Source organism: Mycolicibacterium arenosum (genome assembly GCF_024320865.1).
Classification (GTDB): domain Bacteria; phylum Actinomycetota; class Actinomycetes; order Mycobacteriales; family Mycobacteriaceae; genus Mycobacterium; species Mycobacterium arenosum.
Genome location: NZ_JANDBD010000013.1, coordinates 21160 through 46675 on the forward strand (window position 1 = coordinate 21160; position 25516 = coordinate 46675).

General features: G+C 70.1%; 31 protein-coding genes. 13 read left to right on the forward strand and 18 right to left on the reverse strand.

The window, feature by feature from the left end; genetic code table 11:
• Positions 1–49: 49 nt before the first annotated feature.
• From NM203_RS26695 to NM203_RS26715, 5 genes are read right to left on the reverse strand one after another with little or no spacing between them, the layout of a single operon-like run.
• Complete coding sequence (locus NM203_RS26695; RefSeq protein WP_255063630.1) at positions 50–973, reverse strand: CopD family protein; 924 nt, start codon at positions 971–973, stop codon at positions 50–52.
• Positions 970–1467 (reverse strand): copper resistance CopC family protein, encoded by a 498-nt coding sequence (locus NM203_RS26700; RefSeq protein ID WP_255063808.1) that lies wholly within the window; start codon positions 1465–1467, stop codon positions 970–972. Before NM203_RS26700 ends, NM203_RS26695 begins: the two co-directional genes overlap by 4 nt.
• Positions 1468–1469: 2 nt before the next feature.
• On the reverse strand, positions 1470–2168 hold the full coding sequence (locus NM203_RS26705; protein WP_255063631.1) for a YcnI family copper-binding membrane protein: 699 nt from the start codon (positions 2166–2168) through the stop codon (positions 1470–1472).
• A gap of 40 nt (positions 2169–2208) precedes the next feature.
• On the reverse strand, positions 2209–2736 hold the full coding sequence (locus NM203_RS26710) for a hypothetical protein (RefSeq protein ID WP_255063632.1): 528 nt from the start codon (positions 2734–2736) through the stop codon (positions 2209–2211).
• Positions 2737–2743: 7 nt separating this feature from the next.
• Entirely contained in the window at positions 2744–3400 is a 657-nt protein-coding gene (locus NM203_RS26715) for a DUF6474 family protein (protein WP_255063633.1), read from the reverse strand.
• A 209-nt stretch (positions 3401–3609) separates the two neighbouring features.
• On the opposite strand from NM203_RS26715, the gene NM203_RS26720 reads away from it, so the two are divergent.
• The 3 genes from NM203_RS26720 (at position 3610) to NM203_RS26730 (ending at position 6681) form a co-directional block, all read left to right on the forward strand.
• Complete coding sequence (locus tag NM203_RS26720) at positions 3610–4977, forward strand: hypothetical protein (RefSeq protein ID WP_255063634.1); 1368 nt, start codon at positions 3610–3612, stop codon at positions 4975–4977.
• 94 nt (positions 4978–5071) lie between these two features.
• Positions 5072–5563, forward strand: a complete 492-nt coding sequence (locus NM203_RS26725; protein WP_255063635.1) for an MDR/zinc-dependent alcohol dehydrogenase-like family protein — start codon at positions 5072–5074, stop codon at positions 5561–5563.
• A complete protein-coding gene (locus NM203_RS26730) occupies positions 5560–6681 on the forward strand; it encodes a hypothetical protein (RefSeq protein ID WP_255063636.1) in 1122 nt (373 codons plus the stop codon). The genes NM203_RS26725 and NM203_RS26730 overlap by 4 nt, the downstream gene beginning before the upstream one ends.
• Before the next feature lie 51 nt (positions 6682–6732).
• Here NM203_RS26730 and NM203_RS26735 read toward each other — a convergent pair whose 3' ends face one another.
• The 3 genes from NM203_RS26735 to NM203_RS26745 form a co-directional block, all read right to left on the reverse strand.
• Positions 6733–7131 (reverse strand): helix-turn-helix domain-containing protein, encoded by a 399-nt coding sequence (locus NM203_RS26735; protein WP_255063637.1) that lies wholly within the window; start codon positions 7129–7131, stop codon positions 6733–6735.
• Between the two features lie 514 nt (positions 7132–7645).
• Complete coding sequence (locus tag NM203_RS26740) at positions 7646–8179, reverse strand: peptidase (RefSeq protein ID WP_255063638.1); 534 nt, start codon at positions 8177–8179, stop codon at positions 7646–7648.
• A gap of 91 nt (positions 8180–8270) precedes the next feature.
• The gene (locus NM203_RS26745; protein WP_408633424.1) at positions 8271–8621 is read right to left on the reverse strand and encodes a S26 family signal peptidase; all 351 of its coding nucleotides are present in this window, start codon (positions 8619–8621) and stop codon (positions 8271–8273) included.
• 23 nt (positions 8622–8644) lie between these two features.
• On the opposite strand from NM203_RS26745, the gene sodN reads away from it, so the two are divergent.
• Complete coding sequence (sodN, locus tag NM203_RS26750; RefSeq protein WP_255063639.1) at positions 8645–9067, forward strand: superoxide dismutase, Ni; 423 nt, start codon at positions 8645–8647, stop codon at positions 9065–9067.
• 71 nt (positions 9068–9138) lie between these two features.
• Here the strand turns inward: sodN and NM203_RS26755 are convergent, their stop codons facing one another.
• A complete protein-coding gene (locus NM203_RS26755) occupies positions 9139–9297 on the reverse strand; it encodes a hypothetical protein (RefSeq protein ID WP_255063640.1) in 159 nt (52 codons plus the stop codon).
• A gap of 398 nt (positions 9298–9695) precedes the next feature.
• On the opposite strand from NM203_RS26755, the gene NM203_RS26760 reads away from it, so the two are divergent.
• Genes NM203_RS26760 through NM203_RS26770 form a run of 3 tightly spaced genes read left to right on the forward strand, consistent with a single transcriptional unit; the run spans position 9696 to position 11960 of the window.
• Positions 9696–10043 carry a rhodanese-like domain-containing protein gene (locus NM203_RS26760; RefSeq protein ID WP_255063641.1) on the forward strand — a complete coding sequence of 116 codons (348 nt, stop codon included), beginning with the start codon at positions 9696–9698 and terminating at the stop codon, positions 10041–10043.
• Between the two features lie 19 nt (positions 10044–10062).
• Positions 10063–11112: a DUF4328 domain-containing protein gene (locus tag NM203_RS26765; protein ID WP_255063642.1), complete on the forward strand. Its 1050-nt coding sequence runs from the start codon at positions 10063–10065 to the stop codon at positions 11110–11112.
• Positions 11113–11117: 5 nt separating this feature from the next.
• Positions 11118–11960 carry a glycerophosphodiester phosphodiesterase gene (locus NM203_RS26770; protein WP_255063643.1) on the forward strand — a complete coding sequence of 281 codons (843 nt, stop codon included), beginning with the start codon at positions 11118–11120 and terminating at the stop codon, positions 11958–11960.
• Positions 11961–11983: 23 nt separating this feature from the next.
• On the opposite strand, the gene NM203_RS26775 is transcribed toward NM203_RS26770, so the two are convergent.
• The 3 genes from NM203_RS26775 to NM203_RS26785 all read right to left on the reverse strand — a co-directional run bounded on the left by NM203_RS26775 (position 11984) and on the right by NM203_RS26785 (position 14878).
• Complete coding sequence (locus NM203_RS26775) at positions 11984–13189, reverse strand: LCP family protein (RefSeq protein ID WP_408633427.1); 1206 nt, start codon at positions 13187–13189, stop codon at positions 11984–11986.
• Between the two features lie 84 nt (positions 13190–13273).
• Positions 13274–14035 (reverse strand): CPBP family intramembrane glutamic endopeptidase, encoded by a 762-nt coding sequence (locus NM203_RS26780; protein WP_255063644.1) that lies wholly within the window; start codon positions 14033–14035, stop codon positions 13274–13276.
• A 51-nt stretch (positions 14036–14086) separates the two neighbouring features.
• Positions 14087–14878, reverse strand: a complete 792-nt coding sequence (locus tag NM203_RS26785) for a DUF2470 domain-containing protein (protein WP_255063645.1) — start codon at positions 14876–14878, stop codon at positions 14087–14089.
• Between the two features lie 111 nt (positions 14879–14989).
• Between NM203_RS26785 and pheA the strand changes: the two genes are divergently transcribed.
• Together pheA and NM203_RS26795 are read left to right on the forward strand one after the other, a co-directional pair.
• Entirely contained in the window at positions 14990–15904 is a 915-nt protein-coding gene (gene pheA, locus NM203_RS26790) for a prephenate dehydratase (protein ID WP_255063646.1), read from the forward strand.
• On the forward strand, positions 15901–16587 hold the full coding sequence (locus NM203_RS26795; protein ID WP_255063647.1) for a histidine phosphatase family protein: 687 nt from the start codon (positions 15901–15903) through the stop codon (positions 16585–16587). The genes pheA and NM203_RS26795 overlap by 4 nt, the downstream gene beginning before the upstream one ends.
• A gap of 3 nt (positions 16588–16590) precedes the next feature.
• Here the strand turns inward: NM203_RS26795 and NM203_RS26800 are convergent, their stop codons facing one another.
• From NM203_RS26800 to NM203_RS26810, 3 genes are read right to left on the reverse strand one after another with little or no spacing between them, the layout of a single operon-like run.
• Positions 16591–16764: a hypothetical protein gene (locus tag NM203_RS26800; protein ID WP_255063648.1), complete on the reverse strand. Its 174-nt coding sequence runs from the start codon at positions 16762–16764 to the stop codon at positions 16591–16593.
• 49 nt (positions 16765–16813) lie between these two features.
• Positions 16814–17164, reverse strand: a complete 351-nt coding sequence (locus tag NM203_RS26805) for a metallopeptidase family protein (RefSeq protein WP_255063649.1) — start codon at positions 17162–17164, stop codon at positions 16814–16816.
• A gap of 4 nt (positions 17165–17168) precedes the next feature.
• A complete protein-coding gene (locus NM203_RS26810) occupies positions 17169–18599 on the reverse strand; it encodes a septum formation family protein (RefSeq protein ID WP_408633425.1) in 1431 nt (476 codons plus the stop codon).
• Between the two features lie 116 nt (positions 18600–18715).
• Here NM203_RS26810 and serS point away from each other — a divergent pair, with 116 nt between their 5' ends.
• The 3 genes from serS to NM203_RS26825 are packed head-to-tail and all read left to right on the forward strand — an operon-like array spanning position 18716 to position 21822.
• Positions 18716–19969 (forward strand): serine--tRNA ligase, encoded by a 1254-nt coding sequence (serS, locus tag NM203_RS26815; RefSeq protein WP_255063651.1) that lies wholly within the window; start codon positions 18716–18718, stop codon positions 19967–19969.
• Positions 19966–20796, forward strand: a complete 831-nt coding sequence (locus NM203_RS26820) for a DUF5718 family protein (protein ID WP_255063652.1) — start codon at positions 19966–19968, stop codon at positions 20794–20796. The genes serS and NM203_RS26820 overlap by 4 nt, the downstream gene beginning before the upstream one ends.
• 3 nt (positions 20797–20799) lie before the next feature.
• A complete protein-coding gene (locus NM203_RS26825; RefSeq protein ID WP_255063653.1) occupies positions 20800–21822 on the forward strand; it encodes an MOSC domain-containing protein in 1023 nt (340 codons plus the stop codon).
• A 201-nt stretch (positions 21823–22023) separates the two neighbouring features.
• Here the strand turns inward: NM203_RS26825 and NM203_RS26830 are convergent, their stop codons facing one another.
• From NM203_RS26830 to NM203_RS26840, 3 genes are read right to left on the reverse strand one after another with little or no spacing between them, the layout of a single operon-like run.
• Positions 22024–22362 carry a hypothetical protein gene (locus NM203_RS26830; RefSeq protein ID WP_255063654.1) on the reverse strand — a complete coding sequence of 113 codons (339 nt, stop codon included), beginning with the start codon at positions 22360–22362 and terminating at the stop codon, positions 22024–22026.
• A complete protein-coding gene (locus NM203_RS26835; protein WP_255063655.1) occupies positions 22359–23912 on the reverse strand; it encodes a Rieske 2Fe-2S domain-containing protein in 1554 nt (517 codons plus the stop codon). Before NM203_RS26835 ends, NM203_RS26830 begins: the two co-directional genes overlap by 4 nt.
• 37 nt (positions 23913–23949) lie before the next feature.
• Positions 23950–24639 carry a phosphotransferase gene (locus NM203_RS26840; protein WP_255063656.1) on the reverse strand — a complete coding sequence of 230 codons (690 nt, stop codon included), beginning with the start codon at positions 24637–24639 and terminating at the stop codon, positions 23950–23952.
• An 85-nt stretch (positions 24640–24724) separates the two neighbouring features.
• On the opposite strand from NM203_RS26840, the gene NM203_RS26845 reads away from it, so the two are divergent.
• On the forward strand, positions 24725–25510 hold the full coding sequence (locus NM203_RS26845) for a lysophospholipid acyltransferase family protein (RefSeq protein ID WP_255063811.1): 786 nt from the start codon (positions 24725–24727) through the stop codon (positions 25508–25510).
• Positions 25511–25516 lie beyond the last annotated feature (6 nt).

Sequence of the window (25516 nt, forward strand, 5' to 3'; positions counted from 1 at the left end):
ATCCACGAGCCGGGCAGTGCAGCCCATCATGCCAGTCGGCGCCCATGGTCTAGCCCGTGACCGCCAGCGCGGCGGCCAGGACGAGCGCGACACCCATCCCGGCCAACTCGATACGGGAGCGCAGGTTGGACACGTCGGAACTGGCGCGGTGCGTGCGCGCGGCGGGCAGCCACATCGTGCGATTGCGCCACGCCAGCACGATCAACGCCGCGGTGACGACCACTTTCGCCGTCAGCAACCGACCGTAACCGGTCTCGTAGAGCGCCGCGGGGGACGCCAACACCACCAGGGCACCGACGGCGCCGCACGCCACCAGTACGGCGACGCAGGCCAGGGACATCCGCGAGAACCGCGGCAGCACCCGTGCCCACCGGCCACGCCGATCCACGGTGAGGACGAGTGCCGCCAGCGAGCCGCACCACAGCGCCGCCGCGAGCGCGTGCAGCGCGACGGCGAGCCCGCCGAGGGTGCTGGCCGAGAGGTGCCCGACGAGATTGCGGCTCGCCAGCCCCAGTGCCGCCAGACCGACAGTCGCCACCGACACCGCGGCGGTGCGCGGGAGGAACGCCGCGACCAGCGCGACGACCGCGGCGGCGGCCAGGCACACCAGTCCCGAGCGACCGAGCGCCGTTGCCGTGGCGAAGTCGACCGCCGTGCCGAACCCGAGCCCGACGACGGACGTGCCCGCCGACCGGGCGGCGTTGACCACCAGGCGCACCAGCTCCGCGATCGCCCAGACCGCGGCGCTCACCACCAGCGGTCCCGCGGCGCGCGCCGCCAGCTCCTCCCGATAGCGCGGATCGTCGAACCGCGACACCACGGCGAGCCCTAGCGTCAGCACCGCCGCGATATCCGCGACGACACGAACTGCACTGTCGCCCAACGAGTTCTGCGGCTGAGCCAACGCCCAGGCGAGCACGGTGGCGGCGACGACCACGGTCGTCGCCACCACCGCGCTGCGCCACCTCGTCACGATCGCCGTCGCGCCGCCCACAGCGCTCCCGCACCGACGATGGCCGCCGCCGCGACGACGAACGGCCACACCGGCAGCGCGTCGTCCGCGCCGGCGTCGGCCGCGGCGGAGGGTCCGGGGGAGCCCGTGCCCGCGACCGTCAGCCGAAAGGACCAGGCGCCGCTGACGACGTGGCCGTCGGCCGACGTGACGCGGTAGTTCACCGTGTACGTGCCCGCCGGACCGAGGGGCCGCAGTCCCACCGACGCCGTTGCTCCCGACACCCGAACGGAATCCCTGGTCGACCACAGATTGCCGTCCGGTCCGACCACGGTCATCGCCGCGAAGGACGTCTGAAGCTGCTCGTTGAACACCGCGCTGACCGCGGCCGGACCCTGCGCCAGCGAGGCGTCGGCGGCCGGATCGGTGGAGACGCGGGTGGCGTGAGCGGCGGCGGGTGCCGCCCCGACCAGCGCCAGCGTACCGACCACCACCGCGGCGAGCAGCCAGCGCACGATCACGCACGCCGTCCGCGGAACAGCGCGGCGGCGACGCCGAGCGCCCCGACGACGAGGGCTGCGCCCGCCAGCCACCGCGCGGTGTCATCCGCCGCGGGGGCAGCCGTAGCCGGTGGTGCCGCGGCGGGCGGTGCCGCGGCGGCGGACGCGGTCGGGCCGTGGTCGTGCTCCGCCTCTCCGGCGCCCGCCGTCAGCGTCAGAACGGGAGCGGGGTGCTCGGGTTCCCCGCCGCCGGGGAGCGGCGGCTGATCCCACGTCACCACGGCGCCGTCGGAGTAGGTCTGCGTCGCGGGCAGCGTCACCGACTCCGCATCGGGCAGGGTCACCGAGACGCGGAACAGCCCGAACTGATCGGAGGAGATGCCGACCGCCGGCGCCGCGGTCCACGTCACCGACCGGACGGTGCCGGAGCCGGCGTCCCTGTCGAGTCGAGCCGTCCAACCCGGCATCAGTTCGGTGCGAGCCGATGTGACATCGGGTAGCGCGACGCTGAATACGGTTGTCAAAGCTCCGGTTTCGGACTCGCCGGGAACTCGGAACGTGAGTACGGACGTGCTGCCGGGGGCGGCGCCCTGGGCGTCGACGTGGACGTGCGCCCACGCGGTCGCCGGGCTCAGCGAGAGCGTCGCCGAGAACAGCGCGACCGCCGCGGCGGTCGTGATGAGGGCGCGCGAGGACGCCCGATGAGTTGATGCCATGGTGGTGATTGCCTTCGATGGTCGGGGTTCGGATCGCGGGTCAGTGCGCGGCGACCGGAGGACCCCGATGAGATTTCGAGACGGCGAGCGCCAGCGTCGCCTGCAGTGGCTGATCGGCGGAGTACGCCACGGTGTCCGCGGCGGGCGGCGGCTCGGATCGAACGCGTGCCGCGATCGCCCGCACGGCGTGAGAGAGCGCCTCGCCCAGCCGGCCCGCGACCGCAACGAGCACCGCGCACACCACGATCGCCGCCGCGTGAGCGCTCAGCATGGCGGCGTCGGAGGTAGCGCTCGCCACGTGCCTGTGGCCGGAAGCGGCCAGCAGTACGTGACCCGTCAGCTGGCCCGCGGCGAGCAGTATCAGGAGGCCGGGCACGGTCGTCGCGGCCGGCGCGGTGGCGGCGATCGCCCCGACCGTCACCGCGAGCACCCCGAGCAGGATCACCCCGGCACCCGACGGTGCCGCTCCGCTCGCCCACGCGTGCGCAACCGTCGCGAGCGCGACGGTCAGCGCTCCCACGGCCGCGCCGCGGACACGAGCCGCGACGGTGACGGGCGAGTGCGTCACGCGGGGATCAGACCACGCCCAGCCGCGCCAGCAGGTCGCCGTCGACGCCGTCGAGCTGCTGGGAGATCGCGAGGTGCGCGGACCGGCGGCGGGCCGACGGCATGTTCTCGGCGGCGGTCACCGCAGCGGCGAGATCTGTCAGCCGCTCGTTGATCGCGGCGACGAACTGCTTGGTCTCGGCGTCCTTGGGGTTCTTCTCCGCGACCTGGCGCAGCGAGCGCTCCGCGCCCGCGATCCGCGCGGACAGCTCGCCGCCGGGGCCGGAGAACTGGCCGATCTGACTGAGCGGAACCCCGAGCCGATCGGCCTTGCGCTGCTCTGCCATGCCGCGGGCCGCGATCGCTGCGCGGTAGACGACGGGTACCAGCACGGGGGCCAGCATGCGCGTCACCGTTAACGTTCGGCGAATTCGGCTCGGCGACAGAAGCTTCCCTTCGCGGCTGGCCTTGAGCTGTGCCTCAGCAACCTTCAGCGCCGCTTTGTCGCTGGCCCGCTGGGACCTCACGTTCGCCTTGATGGCGGCGGCCTGACGTTTGGCGTCGGACTTGATCCGGCGGGCCTCGTTCTTGGCCGTCAGCCTCGCCTCGAGCTTCGCCTTGGCCTTGATGGCGCGGGCCTCCGCGCGCCGAGTCGCCCGGCTCTTACGTCGTGTGAACAGGGCCATTCCGACTGCCTCCCGGTAATCTCGTCGCGGCACGGCGACGTCGGCTCCGCTGGTGTGGCTCACACTATCGCCGGTCGCGCAGCGCGGTGGTTCCGCCCCCGCCTGAAGCCGGCTGTTCGGGCTCACAGCAAACACCACGCGCAGGTTGTGCAACAATTGACGGGTTATCGAAGTGGATGACCCGTAGTGCCGTGAAGGGTGGTGATGGCGTGGCTTCGCGCATGAGCATGGCCGCGGCCGCCGCGGTGATGGCATCGGGCCTGTTCGTGGGCGGTTCCAGCGCGTCTCTGGCGTTCGCCGAACCGGACACGTCCGCAGCGGGCGACGGCCCCGGCACCGGCACGGGCGGCACGTCGAACACGACTCCGGGCCAATCCGCGGACCCGCAACCCGAGAGCCCAGCGCCCGGTTTCCCCGATTCCGGTCCGCCCACCGCGGGCGGACCGTCCAGCGGCTCGCAGCAGCCGCAGTCGCACGTGGGTAACGGGCGCACCGGACTGCCCGCCGGAAGCGCGGGCGCCACGCCGGATTCCACGCCGCCCAGCAAACAACCCGAATCGCCTGGGGAGCAGGGTCCGCAAACGCCAGCGGCGAATCCTGGCGAACTCCCGTCGACCCCCGCCGAGGTCCCGGTCGACCCGGCCGCGGGCGAGCAACCGCCGGTCGTCGACGAAGAGGGGGGTTCGGGTGCCGGAGGCGGCAGCGGGCCGCCCACGGCTGACGGAGCGGCGGACCCCGCGCTGACCGCACCCGCGGAGACCGTCCCCGTCGTCACCGAACCGACCGAGCCGGCGGGCCCCGGTGAGGAGACCCTGCTGCCGGAGGCCGATCCCACCGCCCTGAAGGAAGGCGAGGTCGAAGAGGAACCACAGGTGCCGGACTGGTGCTGGTGGCCGCTCCCGACGTTCCCGACCCTTCCCAGCGGCGACGGCGGTAACGGCGCCGTTCCGCAGACGACTCAGCTCAACTTCGGTGAACTCCTCAACATCCCGCCGATGCAGCTTCCGCAGCTGCAGGTGCCCCAGTTCCCGGAGATCCAGCTTCCGCTGCTGCCCCCCGATCTGCTCAACCAATTGGCCCAGCCCGTCCAGCCGTTCATCGACGCCGTCACAGGGCTCGCGACGGCCGCGTCGGAGTTGCCGTTCACCACCATCACGCTGCCCGTGATCGTCACCCCCGGCGGCACCGCAGGCGGCGGCGGCGGTGGCGGCGGTGGTGGTGGAGCGGGCGCCGGCGGAGCCGGAACCACCGGAATCGGCCCCCGGCCGGGGATGCCCGAGGCGCCGCGAGTCACCGGGAAGCCCGGCGGAAAGCCGGCCTCGCCGCCCGAGCCCGTCCAGACTTCGCCCGACGTGCCCGCCTTCACCGCGGGCGCAGGCGCTGCCCCGGCCCCGTCGTACCGCGCCGGCTACACGGACTACCTCCGGGCGGCGGGCCTCGGCGAGGTCGCCGCGGTGGCGGTACCGGGTGTCACCGGCATCCTCGCCCTCGTCGGCGCCGGCGGTCTCCTGGGTTACCGCCAGGCCAGGGCGGGACACACCGTTCGAGCAAGTGGGACAGGCCGCTTCATGAGCTGACGGGATTGACGATTCTGCTCATCGCGTGTGCGGTTTCGCCCGCTTCGCCGAGGGCGGAGAGTCATAGTGGAGTCATCGAGCGAGAGGGGTGCACATGTCAGCTAGTCGTCGCGTTACGCGCGCCGTCAACGCCGTGCTCGACCTCGCTCCCCGTAGTGGCGAGGTGTCGCTGGCGCGCCTCGTCGACGCCGTTGCCGCCGATCGCGGCAGGCCCATCGAGCTGAAGATGGCCGAGCTCCCCTCGGGGGTGTGCGGTCAATGGCGGCAGTACGTCGACCGCGACGTGTTCCTGATTCAGGAGGGCCTGCCCGCGGGTGACCGCACGCTGGCACACGAACTCGGTCACCTGGTCCTCGGCCACGAGGGCATCTCGGTCGTCGAAGCCGCCCGCGACACCATGGAGTTCGCCAGCTCCGACCTGATCGGCTACATGCTCAATCAACGCACCGGGTGCATGGGCCCCGCGGGCGAGGACGCCGAGCAGGAGGCCGAGGACTTCGCGGCGCTACTCATCTACCGGCTCGGCCGGCTGCCGTCGGATCGTTCATCCATCGTCCAGGTGCGGCTCGGAGAGGCGTTTGGTTGATCATCTGGGTGATCGCCGGCCTCCTGGGGTTGGCGACTGGCCTTCGCATCGGCTGGGCGCTGGTGAACAAGCAGTCCCTGGTGAGCGCCGCGATGATCCTCGCGCTGGGCAGTCTCGGCCTGGTCGCGGCCTTGAACTGGCAGCCGCTGACGCTGCTGCTCGACACCATGCTGCGGTGGAACAACGTCTCGACGGTACTGAGCCAGGTAGCACTGATCGCATGCGCCGCGGGCAGTTGCGTGATGATCACGTCGGCGTCGTCGAGTCGCAAACCCGCGACCATCAGGCGCATCGCCACGATTCAGTACCTGATCGCCGCCGCCATCGCGGCGGTCACGCTGATCGCCTTCTTCCTCAGCCCGCAGCAGCCCGAGATGGCTCCGGAGGAGTACCTGCGCCGCACGCTCGGTGACGGCGGCAGCGCGTTGGCGTGGCTGCCGCCCCTGCTGTACGTGATGTTCGCCCTCAGCCTGGTGGTGTGGGCGGGTGTCCGGCATTCGAACCGCACGCGTCGCGGCCGCGCCCTGTTCGTCTTCACGGTGGGCATCGTCCTCATCGTCCTGGCGAGCGCGTTCTTCCTGCTGCGCGCCGCGGGCAGCACCGGGTTCATCGGCGTCGGTTCGGCGGCGACGCTGCTCGGCTGCGCGATGCTGGTGGTCGCGAGCGGGTCGTTGCTGCCCAGCATCGAAGACTGGTTCGGCGCGCGGCGGGAGATGCGGGTGATCCGGCCGCTGCTGGAGGAAATGCACGACCGGCATCCGAACGTGGGAATCGGCGTCCGCCCGCGCGGACCGCTGCTGTTCCGGGTCGCAGAGCAGATGTCGCTGATCTCCGACGCGCTGTACCTGGAAGCCACCCGTGCGCTCGGCGCCGACGTCGAGCGGGCTTCGCGCGCCCAAGACCCGGAGCTCGCGAAGACGTCGCCCAACGAGCAGGCACGTCGTATCGCCGCGTGGATTCACGCAGGCCGGGGCGGCGATCGTGACGCCGCAAACGTCAATTTCCCTGGCCCGAATTGGCTGCGCCAACCCGCGTCGTTCAGTGACCGGGAGTGGATTCTGGCGATCGCCAGTCAGTACCGGGCCCTCGAGAAGAGCGCCGACGTCGCGGTGGTGTGAACGCACCACCGCGACGATTTCGCCGGGCGCACCCGAGGCGCGCCCAGCGGGCTAATCGTCGAGGTGTTCCTGGCGACGGAGCTCGTCGGCCTTCTGGACGAGATCCTGCTGCGCCTCGGGGGACAACCCCACCGTGCGCGCCGCAATTCGGCGAATGCCCTCGTCACGCATGTTGGCCAGCCACGTGAGCTCCTTGTCGAGCTTCTCGTAGTACTCGTCGTCGGTGAAGTACGCGGGCTTGATCCGGAAGAAGTTGGCAAGGGCGGCCATGGTCGCCACCGACGGGTTCGTCCGATTGCCTGAACGCAGCTGCGAGAGGTAGGGAGCGGACATGGTGACGCCCTCGGCCTTGAGTGCTGCGATGACTTCCGCGGACGTGTGCGGGCCGCGTCCTGGCGGGTAGACGGTGTCGAACAGTCGGTTCAGCCTGGCGGCGAAAGTCATGCTCATCGAATAATCCTCCACTTAGCGTTACGTGCGGGCGTCGTTGTCGGCCTATTTGCTGATCATCGTAGCGAGTGATGCGCTGGAGGCCAAGTGCAAACCACCGAAAAGTCCACACCGTCCACCCCCGGTACCAGTCTCCACGTCATCTAGCAGGAAGTTTTCCGTACGGCGAAAGCGCACCCGCGCGCGTCCGCTAAGCAAATACTAACGCTTCGGTTGTTTTGCCCAAGTCACGGATAGCCGCACATTTGGTCATCGCTGCTCAGAGTCCGCCGCCGGCAATCAGTCATACGGCCGCTACAACGCATATCGTAATTTGCCCGTGCAGGGGACGATCGTCGGGGTCCGTCACCGTCGGCCAACTGTCCGTGCACGTAATCGGGTAGCCGCGGGCCATTAAACGCAGAGGTCAGTCCGGCACGCCACGGTAGCTGCGAAGGGCCGGGCGGAATTCTGGCGATGATCCCGTTGTGCGGGCATTGCTGTACCGGCGGAATCGCGGTGACCGCGAAGACCGCTACGCCGCGAGGAGCATGGCGAGTATGGCGGTATCCGGATGGCTGATCGGATCGACGCCCACCCTGCTGACCATCGACGTGATCGTCCCGTCGGACTCCGCCTCCACCCACGCGGCGCGGTGGTCGAGGCCGAGGTGCGGGATACCGGGCAGCAGGACGCACCCGGACGCGGCGCCGGCGCACTCCGGCAGCGAGGGCATGGTCTCCGACGGCGGATGGAGCATCAGCAGCGCGGGTGGTTGCCTGCTGGCGAAGTGGCCCGGTGGCACCGCCGAAGCGCCCACGACGGTCCCCTCGGCGAGGACGAGGCCGACCGTCCCCGGTTCCGGTTCGTCGGGCAGCTCCTCACGCACACCGAATATCGTTGTGGTGGAGAGCAATCCGGGCAGCGAGGCGACCCGAACCGCGACCATCAGGAGCTGGGCCCACTCCTTGGTGGAATCCGGCCAGCGGCCCGACACGACGAAACCCTTGAGCACACCGGCCGATCCGAAGGGAGCCACCTCGACGGCTCCGCTTGACCCTGTGTCCATCTCGCCTCCGACCTCTCGGATTTCCCGACGCGGCTATGGGTCGATGTTGCCAGAATGCGATAGGCCTGGTGGCGGCGCAAGCGGACACGCGTCAGCGCGTGCCGGGCCGTGTGCGTGAACGCCGCGGCCACACCACGCGGTAAGTGCCGGCGGCGGCGACGGGGCCGAACGTGTTCGAGTCACCGGCCATGGCCGCAGCGGGATCGTCGGAACGCGCTTCGAACGCCGCGCCGTAGTCGGACGGGTACACCTCGCCGACCCTTTTGACGAGCCAGCGAGTGGATCTGTGCGGGTCGCGGAACACGCGCAACTGACCGCGCCGGGGCTCGCCGCCGTACCGTGCGAGGACCAGTCGACCGGCTGCCAGCGTCGGACGCATCGAGTCCCCGACCACTCGGAACACGCGCAACGGCCACCGCGGTGGAGGATGGTTTTGGCCCACACCCAAAGGGTAGGTTTACAGCCATGCTGCATCGACTTCTACCCAACGCCACTGAAGCCCACGCCCACTGCGATCTGTACTGCGGTGTCTACGACCCCGCCCAGGCCAAGATCGAGGCGCTGTCCTGCTTGAAAACGCTGAAGAAGTATCACGACTCGGATGACGACCACTTCAAGACGCGCGCGATCATCATCAAGGAGCAGCGCGCCGAAGAGGTCAAGCACCACCTGATGGTGCTGTGGGCCGACTTCTTCACCAAGGACCACTTCGAGCAGTTCCCCAACCTGCACCAGCTGTTCTGGGACGGCGTGCACGGCGCGGGCGACGTGAAGAAGTCGCTCGACATCGCGGTCGCCGAGAAGCTGCTGAAGACCATCGACGAGATCGCCGACATCTTCTGGCAGACCGACAAGGCGAAGGACATGGGCGTCTACCCGCCCTCCTGACGACGGAATTCGAACGGGCCTACTCGACGGTGTCGAGTAGGCCCGTTTTTCGTGTCAGGGGGTCCAGCGGATCAGAACAGAACGATGGCCGCCAGGACGCCGAGCAGGACCAGCGCGATGATCCCTGCGCGGACGAGCGCCATCGTTTGGCCGCCGGCGTATGCGCGCCCTGAGGAGTGCCATTCGGACGGCGGCATGGCCGAGCCGGAACCCATCGGATGTGCTGCCATCAACCCCTCCTGACCTGCACGTTCAGTCGTGTCCTCCAGTGAGATCCATCACAACGGATCGTTGTGACGCCGATCATAGCCCGTTGTCCGGTCACGGGAAAATCGGCACCCTCCCCGCGCGGCCCGGCACTGCGAAGCGCCGGCTGAACGAGCGTTTGGTTAGCCCGTCAACACGTTTCGCTCGCCGAGGCGTCCGCCTGTTGAGAAGTCCGCGTGCCGCGGCGGCGAGTTATCCCCAGTCAATTTCCACCGACCTACGGAATCAGCGGTCGAAGGCGCAGCGCACCGTCCGGCGCCTGTGGATGAACCTGTGGAAACTGTGGATAGACGGACCATTGCTGTGGCGGGCGTCACTGCGATGCGTGCGCTGGCGCGCCGCGCGTGCCAGCATGGTCGCCATGAACGACAGCGAAGGCGGGGTCGTCGAGGCCGACGTCGCGGAGGTGCCCACCTCCTTCGACGAATCCGTGATTCTGCTCGACGTGCGCGAGGACGACGAGTGGCAGCGCGGACACGCGGACGGCGCCCGTCACATCCCCATGGGCGACGTGCCCGCGAGGATGGGCGAGCTCGATTCCGATGCCACGCTGTACGTGGTGTGCCACGCGGGTGGTAGGTCCATGCGCGTCGCGCAGTATCTGGCCAGGAACGGGTTCGACCCCATCAACGTCACCGGCGGCATGCTGGCGTGGTCGGGAGCCGGGCGGCGCGTCGTCACCGACGACGGCACCGACGGCACCGTGTGACGGACCGTAGGCTGGTCCGGTGATCCAGGTCTGTTCACGGTGCGGCACGCGATGGAACGTGCGCGACCGTCAACGCAGCTGGTGCCCCCGGTGCAACGGCACCCTGCTGGCGCCCACGGCGTCCGCCCCGGCCGCGGGCACCGATCAGCGTTGGGCGCCTCAGCACACACCCCTGTCCGGCCCCGCGCAGACGCCCCCGCGGCTGCCCGCCGGATACCGGTGGATCGCCGTCCGGCCCGGCTCGGGGCCGCCGCCCCGGCGCCGCAGGGTGACGCTGGGTCCGACGCCGCGCTACACGGCGATCCCGCGCTGGGGTCTACAGGACTACGTCGAGCCCGTCGGCGAGGCCGCCGGTGTCGCGACCGCCGCCGGCCCGTCGCCGCGCTTCGTGCGGATCGCGATTCTGGTGACGATGATCCTGTTCGGCCTGGCCGCGCTGGCCCACATCGTCCGCTACGTGCTCCTGCTCATCAACCGGTCGGTGCTGCTCGCCCCGGCCCTGGCCTTCGCCGCGACCTGGGGCACCGTTCTCCTCAGCGTGCTGGCGATGTTCGCGATGTTCTTCGTGCAGTGCGCATTGGCCTCCTGGCTCGTCGCGCGCCGGGCGGCGGCGTTCGCCCGCATCGAACAACCCGAAACGCGCGCGAAGTGGGAGCTGTACTGCGGCTGCCTGATTCCCGTCGCGAACCTGTTCTTCGCGCCGGTGTTCGTCATGGAGCTGGCCAGGATCGAGGCGCGTGAGCGGGAACTGCGCGGCCCCGTCGTGGTGTGGTGGTGCGCGTGGGTGGCGAGCTTCCTACTGTCGATGTTCGCCGCGGTGACGGCGCTGCCGTTCATCGCCAGGGACACGCAGAGCGCCGCCGACAACACGCTGCTGACCGCCGTCGCGTACCTGCTCGCGCTGGCCGCGCTGCTGTTGTTCCGCCGGGTGTTCCTCGGGTTCGAGAGCACCCCCGTCGATAAGCCGGTGAAGCGCTGGCTGGTGGTCGGTGAGACCGGGTCGCCGGGACCGGTTGCCGAGGAATCGGCGATTCCGGTTGAGGCCGAACGGCGAGACCCGGCAGCATAGGGCTCATGAACGCGGACGGCCCGGATCCCGAAGCGCTCGGCCACCCGTACGTGGTCGCGCACCGGGGCGCGTCCGCCCAGCGTCCCGAGCACACCGTCGCCGCGTACGACCTGGCTCTGCGCGAGGGCGCTGACGGAGTGGAATGCGATGTCCGGTTGACCCGCGACGGGCACCTGGTCTGCGTCCACGACCGCAAGATCGACCGCACGTCGAACGGGACGGGTGCGGTCAGCGAACTGACCTTGGCTCAGTTGCGTGAATTCGATTACGGCTCTTGGCATTCCAGCTGGCGATCGGACGGCAGCCACGGCGACACCGGGTTGCTCACGCTCGATGCGCTCATCGCGATGGTGCTCGACTGGAACCGGCCGGTGAAGATGTTCATCGAGACCAAGCACCCCGTGCGCTACGGCGCCCTGGTGGAGAGCAAGGTGCTGGCGCTGCTGCATCGATACGGCATCGCCGCGCCGCCGTCCGCCGGCCTGGCCCGCGCGGTCGTGATGTCGTTCTCGGCCGCTGCGGTCTGGCGGGTCAGGCGGGCGGCGCCGATGCTGCCGACGGTCCTGCTCGGCGAGACGTCGCGACTGCTCGGGGGCAGCGCCGCGACGACGGTCGGCGCCACCGCGGTGGGTCCGTCGATCGCGACGCTGCGCGAGTACCCCGAACTCGTCGATCGTGCGGCCGCCCACGGCAGGGCGCTGTACTGCTGGACGGTCGATCACTACGAGGACGTCCGCTACTGCCGCGACGTCGGAGTGGCGTGGGTGGCCACCAACCACCCCGGCCGCACCAAGGACTGGTTGCAGAACGGCCTGACCGGTGCGGGTCGGGACGGGACGGAACCCTAAGACCGCAGGACGGGTCCGCCCGACTACTGCCTGCCCGCGTCGATGACGTCCTGCGGCACGGCGGTATCGGTCGCCAGCGCCTCGAAGAGCCTGCTCGCGGTATCGCCGTCCCACATCACGACCGAACCCGAGCCGTTGTCGGTGTACTCGCCGATCGGCACCGTCGTCGTGGTGACGTCGCCGTGCAGCGCCCACGCGAGGCGGCCCAGATCCCACACGTGGGCGTCCTCGTCGACGGCGATGGCGGCCACGGCGGCGCGCGTCATCGGGTACCAGCGCAGCGGGTTCAACAGGACGGCCGGGCTGGCGGCGCGCTGGACGAGCGCCGACATGAACTGCCGTTGGTTGACCATGCGGTCGAGGTCGGCCCGCGGGGTGGCGCGCGTGCGCACGAAGCCGAGCGCGGTGCGTCCGTCCAGCTTCTGACAGCCCGCGGGCAGGTCGATCCCCGCCAGCGGGTCGCTGATCGGTTCCGCCGGACACATCGTCACGCCGCCGACGGCATCCACCAGGACCGCGAAACCGTCGAAACCGACCTCGGCGTAGTGGTCCAGCCGCATCCCCGTCGCCTGCTCGACGGTCTGCGCGAGGAGCGGGGCCCCGCCGAGGCTGAACGCGGCGTTGATCTTGTCCTGGCCGTAGCCGGGGATGTCGACGTACGAGTCGCGCGGAATCGACACCATCGTCGTGGGCGCATCCGAGCCGAGGCCGGGGACGTGCACCAGCAGGATCGTGTCGGTGCGGCCGGTGCCCAGATCGCCGCCGGTCGTCAGCTCGGCCTGCTGCTCCGGCGTCAGGTCCTGCCTGCTGTCCGACCCCACCAGCAGCCACGTCGTGCCCTTGCCCGCGGCGGGCCGGTCGGTGTACGCGGTGAGCGCGGGGATGCGATGCAGTGCGGTGTCCAGCCAGATGCCGAGGCCGCCGACGGCGAGCACGGACACCAGCAGCAGGCTCAGCACGATGCGCCCCCAGCGCCGCTTACGGCGCGGTTTGGCGGCCCTCGGGGGCGTCGGCGGCTTGGGCGGCTTGGCCGGCTTGGCCGGCTTGGGGGAGAGCGCCTTCGGCGGCGGGGCGGGCCGCCTGGCCGCGGGCGGCGGTGGCGGTGGCGGCTGCCGACGGGGAGGTGGCGGTGGTGGCTGCCGTACGGGTGGCGGCGGTGGCGGCTGGAGCGGGGGCGGTGGGAATGGGCGCTGGATCGGCGGCGGGGGCTGGCCCGACGGGCGGCGGATCACCTGAGGGGGTTCGTTGGGCTGCCGGCGGGGGTTCAGCCGATCGTGATCCACACGATGAATGTACGTCCGAAGGCCGGCGAATCAGTTCAGCCAGCCGAGGCGGCCGGCCAGCAGCGCGTAGCCGACGAACGCGACCGCGTCGATGAGGGCGTGCGCGACGATCAGCGGCCACAGCCTGCCGGTGCGCTGCCAGACGTAACCGAAGACGAGACCCATGACGATGTTGCCGACGCCCGCGCCGAAGCCCTGGTACAGGTGATAGGCGCCGCGCAGCAGGCTGGCGAGGATGAGCGTGCGAGTGGGGCTGACGTCGAGCTGGCGCAGCCGCGTCATGAGGAAGCCGACGACGATGATCTCCTCGGCCCAGCTGTTCGCGAACGCCAGACACAGCAGTACCGGGATGCGCCACCACGTGTCGGTCAGCGTGGACGGCACCACCTCGACGCCGATGCCGAGCATCCGGCCGACGACGTACAGCCCCAGTCCGGGTAGGCCGATGAGCGCGGCGAGGCCGAGCCCGCCGAGCAGGTCCGGCCGCCAGCGAAACCGGCCGAGCCCGATCTGCTTGGGGCGGATTCCACTGCGCCACAACAGGTACAGCCCGAGCGCACCCCACGCGAGCAGCTGCAGAACGAACGTGAGGTTCAGCAGGAAGTCGATGAAGTCGATCGGCGACCGCCGCCGGTTCAACGCGACGGACTGTCCGGAGAGGCCGAGGATGACGGCTTCGGCGAGGTTGACGAGCGCGGTGTAGGCACTGAGGCCGAAGGTGACCGCGAGGACGACCGCGATCTCGATGCGCAGGGTGCGCGGCGGCGGCGTGGCGTCGGGCGCTGCGGTCACCGCAGCAACGGTAGCGGCACAGGGCCCGATTCCCCGTCGCTGCGCTCGCCCCTAGATGCGGCGGGCGCGCAGGCCGTTGAGGAACGGGCAGCCCATGAGCACGCGGATCGCCTGGCTCAGCCCGGTGATGTCGTCGACGGGCTTGGTGAACGGCAGGCGGACGTCGTGGTCCCCGTCCTCGTTCTCGACGCGCAACTGGACGCCGTAGCGGTCCAGGCCGAGCGGCCGAACCCGGCCCTGGCGCAGCGGCGACGGCAACCGGTTGGCCAGCCGGTCGACGACTTCGCGGTGGGCCGACTCCAGATGCTGCAGCCAGCACGATTCGAGCGCGCAGAACGGGTCCGGCCGGGCGTCGAGCAGCGTGCTGACGGGGACGGCCTCGGCGCCGGTGGAGTCGGCGACGACGACCGACTCGATCTCCAGTCGGACGAGGGCGTACGGGGTGTCACCGCGGGCGGCTTCGGCCTCGCCGGTGTTCACTTGCAGCAGAGCGGGATTGGGGCTCTCGGTCGCGACGAGATCGAGCAGGTCGGATACCTCGTTGGACGCCACGTGGTGCAGTCGGCCGCGGATCCAGACCAGCGAGCGGACCGGTTCCCGCAGTGGCAGTGGTGCGTAATCGGTCATCTCGAGCACCGCCTGCACGCCGTGCCCGCCGGACGCGACGACCATGCCGTTGAGCAATCCGTTGGCGGGCACGGTGATGGCGAACGACCCGTCGGCCAGCAGGTGGTGCACCGGCGTGGCGGACGGTTCGAGACCCTCGACCGCGAGCATGGCGCCGCCGCCGCGCGCGCACGCGCTGCGGATTCGTTCAGCCGTGGTCGGTGCCTGCTCGGTCATGTGGTCGCCTTCCGGTTAATGAGGTAAGCCTAACTTAGGCTAGCCTCACCAAGCGCACAAGGTGCACCGCGGCGGCTTCGGGTCACACCGGCCAGCCGATAGGGTTGAGACGTGCCACGCGTCGCCTATCTCGGTCCCGAGGGGACGTTCACCGAGGCGGCGCTGCTTCAGTTGGCGGCCGAGGGCACCCTGCCCGCCGCGGACCTGCAGCCGCTGCCGTGCGACAGCCCCGAGGCCGCGCTCGCCGCCGTGCGGGCGGGTGCCGCCGACTACGCGTGCGTACCCGTCGAGAACTCGATCGAGGGCTCCGTGATCCCGACGCTCGACAGCCTGTCCACGGGCGCTCCGCTGCAGGTGTACGCCGAGCACACGCTGGACGTGTCCTTCGCGATCGCCGTTCGCGCGGGCACTCGCGCCACCGACGTCAGGACCGTGGCGGCGTTCCCGGTGGCGCTGGCCCAGGTGCGTCGCTGGTTGGCCGAGCACCTGCCCGATGCCACCGTCGTCCCCGCCAACTCCAACGCGGCGGCCGCCCAGGACGTCGTCGACGGACGGGTCGACGCGGGCGTCAGCACCGAACTCGCCGCCGAGCGGCGGGGCCTGGCGACCCTGGCGAGCGGCGTCGTCGACGAGGCCAACGCGCGCACCCGGTTCGTCCTCGTCGGGCCGCCGGGGCCGCCGCCGGCGCGCTCCGGCGCCGACCGCACGTCCGTGGTGCTGCGGTTGGCGAACGAGCCCGGTGCGCTGGTCGCGGCGATGACCGAGTTCTCCGTGCGCGGTATCGATCTGACGCGTATCGAATCCCGGCCCACGCGTGTCGAATTGGGGACCTACCTGTTCTTCCTGGACGTCGTCGGCCACATCGACGACGCGCCGGTGGCCGAGGCACTCAAAGCGCTGCACCGTCGTTGTGCTGACGTGAGATACCTCGGATCGTGGCCGACCAGGGCCCCCACCGGAGCCGTGCCACCCACCACCGACGACGCAGCCACGTGGCTGTCGACACTGCGGGAGGGAACCCGATGACGGGTCGTCTCGTCCTGGTCCGGCACGGCCAGTCGGTCAGCAACGTCCACCGCAAGCTCGACACCCGCCCGCCGGGCAGATCGCTGACCGACCTCGGTCACGAGCAGGCCCGCGCGTTCGCACGGCAGTGGGCGCATCCCGTCGGAATGGTCGCGCACTCGGTGGCGCGGCGCGCGACCGAGACCGCGCAGGGCATCGCAGCCGAACTGGGGCTGGGGACCATGACGCTCGACGGCATCCACGAGGTGCAGGTCGGCGATCTGGAGGACCGCAACGACGACGACGCCATCGAGCAGTTCAATTCGATCTACCAGCGCTGGCAGGAGGGCGAACTCGACACGCCGATGCCCGGCGGGGAGAGCGGGACCGCGGTCCTGGACCGGTATCTGCCGGTGATCAGCCAGTTGCGCATGCGCTACCTCGACGACCGCGACTGGACCGGTGACGTCGTGGTGGTCAGCCACGGCGCGGCCATCCGGCTGGTGGGCGCGGTGCTCGGCGGCATCGACGGCAGCTTCGCGCTCGAGCACCACCTGCCGAACACCGAATGCGTCGTGCTGAGTCCGATCACCGACGGCCGCTGGAGCTGTGTGCAGTGGGCGTCGCGCCTGCCGCCGTTCGAGCCCGAGGCGCAGGTTCATCCGGTGGAGGACGCGCTGCGCGGCGCCGACCCGATGGGCTGACGGCTAGATCGCCAGCCGGATCACGTCGGCGCAGTGGCAGTCGACCGCGTCGCAGTCGATGCGGTACGCGTGCGGCAGCTCGAGCCCGTCGCAGTCGGGTTCGGTGCACTCCGCACCCCAGCCCGCGTGGACGATGACGGTGCCGTGGCACTGGCCATCGGATGCGGCGTGGGACATAACGCCGTTGTAGCACCGCACGCCGACGAACTCACGCCGCCGCGCTGACCTACCCCCACCCCAACTCGTGAAGGCGTTCGTCGTCGATCCCGAAATGGTGGGCGATCTCGTGCACGACGGTGATGGCCACCTCGTCGACGACCTCGTCCTCGGTGTCGCACATGTCGAGCAGGGCGTCCCGGTAGATCGTGATGGTGTCCGGCAGCGAGCCGGCGTACGACGAGTCGCGGTCGGTGAGCGCGGTGCCCTCGTAGAGACCCAGGATGTCGGGTTCCTCGAGGTGCCGGGGTTCAACCAGGACGACGACGTTGTCCAGCGCCGCGGTCAGCTTCGGCGGTATCGCGTCCAGCGCGTCGGACACCAGCTCGTCGAACCGCTGCGAACTCATCCGAACCGGCACGGCGTTACGGCGGAGGCGGCGGGGCGCCGGGAGGCGGCGGGATGATCTCGCCGGGCGGCGGGGCCGGAGCCGGTGCGCCCGGTGGCGGCACCGCGTTGGGGTCGGCAGGGGGCGGCGCAGCGGGCGGCGGCGCGTTCGGGTCGACCGGCGGGGCCGGGGCACCGGGCGGCGGGGGCGGGCCGTTGAGGAAGGTGTTGCCCTGCGGGGGCGGCGCGGCCGTCGTCTCGGACACCGGTCCCGGCTGGCCGGGCAGGTGCTCGTTGCCCTGGCGGTCCTCGGTCGGAACCGTCTGGTTCGAACTCGAGTCCGACTGGTCGCTCATGTCGATCTCGGTCTGCGACGTCTGTGCGCCCGTCGGCATCGGAATCGGCGGCAGGTTCAGCCGCTCCTCCGGGATGTCGGGCGGCGCGACGACGGGCTGGCCGTTGATGAGCAGCGGCCCCTTGGCGCCGTTGAGCAGCGTCGACCACCCGCCGTTACCCAGCGTGGCGCCGATGCTGCACGACACCTGGCGGCTGCCCGCCGACCAGCTCGGCAGCGAGATCGTGCTGTAGATCAGGGTGAGCGTGGTGGCGCGCAGCTGGACCGGCGCGAGGTACGCGTCGGTGATCTTGGTGCACTCCTCCTTGACGAAGCCGTCCTGCTCGGCGTCGGGCGGGAGTGCGCCGGGGAAGCGCTCGCCGAGGTTGACCGAACCGGTCACCTCCATGGCGTGCGGTGCCGCGCAGTCGACGGGGATGTCGGTCGGCTGATTGGTGGCGGGATCGATGCCCAGGCAGGTGCCCGGCGACCACACCTTCGACTGGTCGATGTCGGCGACCTTGCCCTTGTAGGCCAGCTGCTGGTTGTTGGGGCCCGGCAGTTGCAGGCCGCACAGCATGCGGCGTTCACCCGACTGCTGCCAGGCCTTCTCACCCGACCAGAGCAGGCTGACGGTGTAGCGGCTGTTCGGGTCGTACTTCTGACCCAGGTACTGACGCGCGGCGGCCTGGCACTGCTCCTGGCTGATCTGCTGAATGCGCTCCGGGGCGGGCGGGGCGGCGTCGGGGCCGTACTCGCTGCCGGGGAACGTGCTCATGTCGATGGCCTCGGCGACCTCGAACCTGTGCTCGTCGGTGCAGCCGACGATCTGCGCGGCGTCCGGGGTGCGTTCCGGCCAGTTCAGGCAGTCGCCCGCCTTGACGTGGTTGAACGTCTCGCTGCCACGCGGCCCGAGCACCGCCGCGCTCGCGGTGAGCGGGCTGCTGCCGTCGGCGCCGCGCGGCAGCGCGGTGACCAGACCCGCGATGAGCAGGCCACCGAGCGCGGTGAGCAGCAGCGCGCGACGGGTGCCGTCGGTCTGCAGGCTCTGCCACCACGGGGCGCGACGAGGCGGCTTCTCCGCGTCGTCGAGGCCCACTGGGGTAGCCGGGGGTGCGTCCAACATCGATCCCATTGTGACAGGCGCGCCGAGTCCTGTGACAAGAGTTGCAGTTGTAACGTTATGGGGTTGCGATGTTGCACCAGCGACCCGACTCCGCGGCTGACACCGCCGAAAGTAGGGTTGCGGTCGTGATCGACCTCAAGCTGCTGCGCGACGACCCCGACAGGGTGCGCGCGTCACAACGGGCTCGCGGGGAGGACCCCGGTCTCGTCGACGCGCTGCTGGACGCCGATGCCGCCCGTCGATCCGCGATCTCGGCGGGCGACAACCTGCGCGCCGAGCAGAAGGCGGCCAGTAAGCAGGTCGGTGCCGCGTCCCCCGACGAACGGCCCGCCAAGCTCGCGCTCGCCAAGGACCTCGCCGAGCAGGTGAAGGCCGCCGAAGCCGAGCAGGGTGCCGCGGAGCAGGCGTTCACCGCGGCTCACATGGCGATCGGCAACGTGATCCTGGACGGCGTGCCGGCAGGCGGCGAGGACGACTTCGTCGTGCTGGAGACCGTCGGGACGCCGACGGAACTCGCCGACCCGAAGGACCACCTCGAACTCGGCGAATCCCTCGGCCTGTTCGACATGGAGCGGGGCGCGAAGGTGTCGGGATCGCGCTTCTACTTCCTGACCGGCTACGGCGCGCTGCTTCAGCTCGGCATCATGCAACTGGCGGTCCGGCTGGCCGGCGAGAACGGTTTCACCCTGATGATCCCGCCGGTGCTGGTGCGGCCTGAGGTCATGCAGGGCACCGGGTTCCTCGGCGCGCACGCCGACGAGGTCTACCGGCTCGAGGCCGACGACATGTATCTCGTCGGCACCTCGGAGGTGCCGCTCGCGGGGTACCACTCGGGCGAGATCCTCGACCTCTCCGACGGCCCGAAGCGCTACGCCGGGTGGTCGTCCTGCTTCCGCCGGGAGGCGGGCAGCTACGGCAAGGACACCCGCGGCATCATCCGGGTGCACCAGTTCGACAAGGTCGAGGGCTTCGTCTACTGCAAACCCGAGGACGCCGAGGCCGAACACCAGCGTCTGCTGGGGCTCGAACGGCAGATGCTCGCCGCGATCGACGTGCCCTACCGGATCATCGACGTCGCGGCGGGGGACCTCGGTTCCTCGGCCGCCCGCAAGTTCGACTGCGAGGCATGGGTTCCGACGCAGGGGACCTATCGCGAGCTGACGTCGACGTCGAACTGCACGACGTTCCAGGCGCGCAGGCTCGCGACCCGCTACCGCGACGAGAACGGCAAGCCGCAGATCGCGGCGACGCTCAACGGCACGCTGGCCACCACACGCTGGCTGGTCGCCATTCTGGAGAATCATCAGCAGCCCGACGGCAGCGTGCGCGTGCCGGAGGCGCTGGTGCCCTATGTGGGAAGGTCGGTACTGGAACCATGAGCGAGATCTCCACCTACACACTCGATGACGCCGAGCTGAAGACGTGGTTCGGATTCGGCGTCGCGGGCAACTTCGCGGGCCATCTCGAGCAGGCCGGTGAGGCGGTCGACTTCGCGAACGTCGAAAGTGCAGGGGGGGCTGGAGTTGACGCGCCGAAGGGCATCTTCCCCTGGTACGCACCGGGATACGACGGCTTCCTCGGCGAGTTCCCGCTGTCGCACGACGCGATCAAGCTGCCGCAGAGTGACACCCCGCTCAACCTGCAGATCGAGCCCGAGGTCGGCCTGGCCTGTGAGGTGAAGTGGCAGGGTGACACGGTGGTGTCACTGCAGCCGTTCGCGCTCGGGGCGTTCAACGACTGCTCGATCCGGCGCCCCAACGCGCCGAAGATCAGCCACAAGAAGAACTGGGGTCCGGCGTCGAAAGGCGTAGCGGCGCAGTTCTTCGACATCGGCGACTTGACGCCGGACGGGCCGACGGCGTCGCTGCGGCTGGTGTGTCACCTGCGCACCGCCGACGGTGAGGAACACGAGTACGGCGTCGACAGCCCGCTGCTCGGCTACTCGTACTACGGCGAGGTGCTGCTCGACTGGATCACCGAGCGGCTGGCCAATCAGAAGGGCTCGCCCGACACGCCGCTCGAGGACGTCGGCGCCCTGATGGTCGCCAGCGGTAGGCCGGAGAGGGTGCTGATCGGAATCGGCGCCACGCGGTACACCGAGTTGGGGGAGTCGACGTTCCTGCAGCCCGGCGACCAGGCCATCGTGCGGGTGTACGACACCGCGAGCGACGCGTTCTCCGAACTGCGACAGACGGTTTCGAGCTAGTCGATGACCGGCGATGAGCGCTTGCGCGAAGAGCGGACGACCTCGGCCGTGCGCGAGCTCTGGCGCTTCCCGGTGAAGTCCATGGGCGGCAGTACCGTCGACCGGGTGCGGCTGGACCGTCGCGGTGCGCACGCCGACCGGCTGTGGGCCGTCCGCGATATCGAGAAGGGGGTCACCGCCTCGGCGCGTCGGCTCCCGGTGCTGCTGGGCTGCGCGGCCCGCTATCGCGTCGAGCCCGCGGATGACGCCGGGCCGGGCAACGCGCCGGGGGTCGTCGTCACGTTCCCGGACGGCCGCGAGCTGACCGACGACGACCCGGCGATCCACGTCGCGCTCTCGGAACTGGTCGGCCGGGAGATGCGCCTGGTCGCGCTGCCGCCTGTCGACGACACCAGCCAGCACCGGATGACGATGTCCGACTCGATGGCCAACTTCCGAGCAGCCCAGGTGCGCAAGGACTTCGGGCTCGACGACACCGAGGCACTGCCCGATACGTCGGTGTTCTCGACCAAAGACGTCATCACGCTGGCCCGGTTCTCCACGCCGCCGGGAGCGTTCCACGACCTCAGCCCGGTGCACCTGATGACGACGGCGAGCCTGCGCGACCTCTCGCCCGGCGAGACGGGTTACGACGTTCGCAGATTCCGGCCCAACGTGCTCGTCGACGTCGGTGACGTCCAGCAGGAGTTCCCCGAAACCGCATGGGTGGGTGGCGAATTGAGTGTGGGAACGGCTCGCCTGCAGGTGACCATGCCGACCATCCGCTGCGTGGTGCCGACCCGCCCGCAGGCGGATATCGAGCTCGACAGGACCATCACCCGGCAGCTTGCCGAGCGCACCAACCGGTTCCTCGGTGTGTACGCCGACGTGACGACTCCCGGTGTCGTGAGGGTGGGTGACGACGTGACGGTGTCACTTGCCAAGCCGCCGAGCGTGATTCGGCGAGCGGCGGCCGCGGCGAACAAGACGGCCACCAGAGGTGTGCAGCGCATCCTCGAGGCCACCGTCCTGCGCGAGAAGGCTTAGCCACCAGCCCTTCCGCCCCACTTCCGCGAGCGTGCGTGTCTGTACCTGGACACGCCGGGAAAACCGTGTCGGTTGGCGCACGCTGGTGATCGACCTGGATTGCCGACGAAGTGAATTCACAGCTGTGAGCGTGCGCGCAGGTACATCACAGGCCCGGTGTGTCGGCGTACAGACACGCACGCTCGGGGAGGGACGTCACAACTAGTCGTCGGGCAGCAGTTCGTCGAGCACCGCGAGGAACTCCTTGACCCGCAGCGGCGTGAACGCCGGGCTGGGTTTGGTGCCGGGCACGTCGAGCACCACCAGCGTCGACTTGATCGGTCGCCACACGTCCATCGGCAGCCAGCGGCGCGGATCGTCGGACGGTCCCCAGATACGGAACCGGTTCATCAACAGGCCGAGCGCCTCCGCCCGATACCCCCGGATCGACTGCAGCGGAATGATCTTCGACGTGCCCGACGGGAAGTGGTAGCGCCGCAGCGTCAACGCGTGCCGATCCAGCTGAATCAGCCCGTCGTCGTAGGTCACCGCCGTCGTCATGACTGCTTCGCACTCCGCAGCTCGTGCCCCTTGGACGTCAGGCATCTGCCGGTATCGAGGTTCCACTGCCAGCCGTGCAGGTTGCACGTCAGCGTGCTGCCCTCGACGACGCCGAACTTCGACAGGTCGGCCTTGAGGTGCGGGCACCGGCGCTGGATCTCCCAGCCGTCCAAGGTGATCGACGCCGAGTCGTCGTGCGCCTCGGCGAACCAGCCGTCGGCGTAGGCGATGCGCTCGTCGGTCAGGCACTTGAAGAACGTGTACAGGTACTCGTTGTAACCGCCGACCCGCCACGCCGTGAACCGCGTCGACAGGAAGATCGTGTTCACCCAGTCCGGTTCGTCGTCGCGCAGCACCGTGCGCACCAACTCGGGGGCGATCTCGAAGCCGTAGCGGAACTTCTCGTGCGGAACCGGCTCGCGCACCACGCGTTTGGGGAAGTCGAGAACGACGGTCTCGGCGCCCAGCCGGAGCTCGACGGGATAGCCGATACCGTCGCAGATCTGGTCGGACTGGCTCATGATCGGCTCGAAACGCGCGCGCAGCGGTTCCAGCAGCGGCTCGCCGTCGGCGGGCGCCCAGCTGGCCTTCAGCGCCGCCAGCACGGGCGCCGCGCGCCGGGCGTAGGCCTCGATGTAAGCGGCCTTGCCGGTACCGAAGATCGCCTCGGCCTCGTCGTCCGGGATCGGGTGGACGAGCGAATCCAGTTGCGAACCGGTGAATTCCGCAGTCGTGCCGGGGATCATCAGCAGTCCGCGATCGTGCCCGTTGGCGCGCAGTTGATCGAGGAACACCAACTGGTCGGGGAAGATGTTGGCCGGGTCGCCGTGGTCGTCGTTGAGGTCGCGCAACGCCGGATCGAGGAAGCACGGCGGTCCCGCCGAGGGGATCACCCACGTCGCCCCCACCTGCGCGATGTACTGCCGGCAGCGGTCCATCTGCCGCTGGCGCTTCTGGGTGCCGAACGCCGCCTTGGCGCGGGCGGGCATGTCGTAGACCATCGGGTACCAGATGGCACCGGAGTACTGCAGCATGTGCACGTCGACGTGCCCGAACTCGGACTCGAGCACATCCAGGTCGATCGGGCGGGCGTCGTTCATGTTGAACGCGACTGTCTCCCCGTCGGAGACCACCAACCCCGAGTCGCCGATCGGGCCGTCGGCGGGCGCGCGCAGCGCGATGATCATCACGTCGAGATCGCCCTCGGGCCCACTGACGCGGTGCTTCACCGAATCGGTGGTCTCGAAGAACCGGTGGAAGCCGAGCGACTCCAACTCGCGGCGCAGATCAGGCACCGGGAAGTCCGGCAGCAGGACGACGGCGTCCTTGTTGACGTGTGCCCGCAGGTTCTCGGGGTCGAAGTGGTCGGCGTGCAGGTGGCTGACGTACAGGTAGTCGCAGTCGCCGAGCGCGTCCCAGTCGAGGTCGCTGTTGTCGGGGAACGGGAACCACGAGCCGAAGTAGGCGGGGTTGACCCAGGGATCGCACAGGATGCTTCCGGCCGCGGTGTCGATCCGGAATCCGGCGTGGCCGACGCTTGTGACCTGCACTTATTGCCTTCCCCGCGATGGTGACTTCGGGTCGAGTTTAGTCCCACGCGCGGCGGTAGTACGCCATGCGCTCGGTGTCCGCCGTCACCCCGTACGCGTCGAGTAGCACCGCAGCGAAGCCGTCGGGCCCGTCAGTGGGGTAGTTCCAGTCCAGCGACATCGTCGCGATCGCCAGGTCGGCCCACCGATCGGCGACGCCGAGATCGCCGAGATCGACGTGGCCGGCGAAGGTGCCGTCGTCGGTCATCAGGGTGTTCGGCGCACACGCGTCGCCGTGGCACACGACGAGCCGATCCGGCTCCGGTGCATCCGCAGGCACCCAGGACGGCCTGCCGAACGGGCAGTCCGCGACGGGCAGTGCGTCGTGCAGGTGCCGCAGGCCGGTCCCGATCGCCCGTGCCGCCACGTCCGCGGCGTCGACCCAGCGAGGGTCGACCGCCGTGCGCCCCGCCAGTGCCGCGGTGTGCAGCCAGCCGGGCCCCGACCCCAGCACCTCGGGCACCGCGGTGAAGCGCCGCGCCCAGCGCAGCCGGGGCACCTCGGCGGCGAGCAGATCGGCGTGCTCGTCGGGGTGGACCTTCACGTACTCCACGGCGGCCGCGAATCCGGTCCCCACAGCGAACGTCACCCCGCCGAGTTCGTTGACCCACACCGGCTCGACCCCTCGGCCCGCCGCGATCCGTGCGACGACGTCGGGCACCTTCACGGGGCCGGTGGGGAAGGTCACGGGGACAGCGGAACCAGCACGCGCGCCATGTGACGACCATACGGGTGCCCGGCGCCGTGGGCCTCGGACTACGCTGCGGAGTGTGGTGGAACCGGTATACGGGACAGCGATCGCGCTGGCCCGCCTCATCTGGCGGGCGCAGGGGCTGAAGTTCACGGTGACCGGCGTGGAGAACTTGCCGGTGACGGGCGGTGCCGTGGTCGCCATCAACCACACCAGCTACTTCGACTTCACCTTCGCCGGGCTACCCGCCTACGAGCAGGGCCGCGGTCGCAAGGTGCGGTTCATGGCGAAGAAGGAGGTCTTCGACCACAAGGTCAGCGGCCCTCTCATGCGCAGCTTCCGGCACATCCCGGTCGACCGCGACAGCGGTGCGGCGTCGTTCTCGGAGGCGTGCCTGAAGCTCAAGGAGGGCGAGCTCGTCGGGGTGTACCCCGAGGCCACCATCAGTCGCAGCTTCGAGATCAAGGAGTTCAAGTCGGGGGCCGCGCGAATGGCGATCGCCGCCGATGTGCCGATCATCCCGCATGTCATCTGGGGCGCGCAGCGCATCTGGACGAAGGGTCACCCGCGCAAGATGTGGCGACCGAAGGTGCCGATCTCGGTGACCGTCGGCGAGCCGATCTACCCGACGCTGCCGCCGACGGAGCTGACGGCGCTGCTGCACTCGCGCATGCAGCACCTGCTGGAGCGGGCGCAGGACGCCTACGGCCCGCATCCGCCCGGTGAGTTCTGGGTGCCCCATCGCCTGGGTGGCGGCGCCCCGACGCTCGCCGAGGCCGACCAGATGGATCGCGACGAGGCAGCCGAGAAGGCGGCGCGGCGCGCGCAGCGTGACACCGGTGACCAGACGGGCCCGGAGCCGGAGTAGCGCGAC